The sequence below is a fragment of the Oleiphilus sp. HI0128 genome (genome assembly GCF_001635365.1).
In genome coordinates, this window is sequence record NZ_LWGG01001402.1 from 1 (window position 1) to 991 (window position 991).

The 991-nt window shown below is 44.2% G+C and carries 1 protein-coding gene; it reads left to right on the top strand.

Features of this window, described 5'->3' with window-relative positions:
* Nucleotides 1-223 precede the first annotated feature (223 nt).
* A partial coding sequence (locus tag A3763_RS22955) for an acyl-CoA dehydrogenase family protein (protein WP_197483067.1) occupies nt 224-991 on the top strand: 768 nt, incomplete at its 3' end.

A 991-nucleotide genomic window follows, 5' to 3' on the forward strand; every position in this document is an offset into this window, starting at 1 on the left:
TTCGCTTTCTAAGCTTGAGTTAATCTGATTCAAAAAAAAGCCCGCATTCGCGGGCTTTTTACGTTAAAATGCGCCGCATGATTTAAATGTGCGGCGTTAGGTTTTCCCGGACATAAGTAAATCACACCCGAATAGCCACAAGCAGCTCGGGGTTTTTATTGAAAAATACCTTGTAAGACAAGGTTGTTACGTGTTGGATCAACAGAGGATAGAGGGTAGTTACATGGCTGAGTATAAGGCTCCGTTAAAAGATATTCGTTTCGTGATGAATGAAGTGTTTGGTGTAGAGCAGCTTTGGGCTTCGCTTGCGGGCACAAAAGACACCATCGATATTGATACTGCTGACGCAGTATTGGAAGAAGCGGGTAAGATCACTGCATCACTAATTGCACCTTTAAGTCGTAATGGTGATGAAGAAGGTTGTAAGTGGACTGACGGTGTTGTAACGACTCCAGCGGGTTATAAAGAAGCTTATAAGACTTTTGTTGAAGGTGGTTGGTCAGGTCTTACGGGTAACCCTGAATACGAAGGAATGGGTATGCCTAAAATGGTAGGTGCTCAGTATGAAGAGATGCTTTATTCTTCTGATATCTCTTTTGGTTTATATGTATGCCTAACTTCTGGTGCAAGTTTGGCAATTGATGCACACGCCACTGAAGAGCTTAAGCAGAAGTATCTACCTAAGATGTATTCTGGCGAGTGGGCTGGTGCGATGGACTTAACTGAGCCGCATGCAGGCACAGATCTAGGTATGATCCGCACTAAAGCTGAAGACAACGGTGACGGTAGCTACGCGATCACAGGTACTAAGATCTTCATTACAGGTGGTGACCAAGATCTTTCTGAAAACGTTATTCATTTGGTCCTCGCTAAGCTTCCTGATGCGCCTGCCGGCCCTAAAGGTATTTCTCTGTTCTTGGTTCCAAGAAACAAGGTTGATGAGAACAACGTTGTTGGCGAGAACAATAATGTAACGGTTGGCTCTATCGAG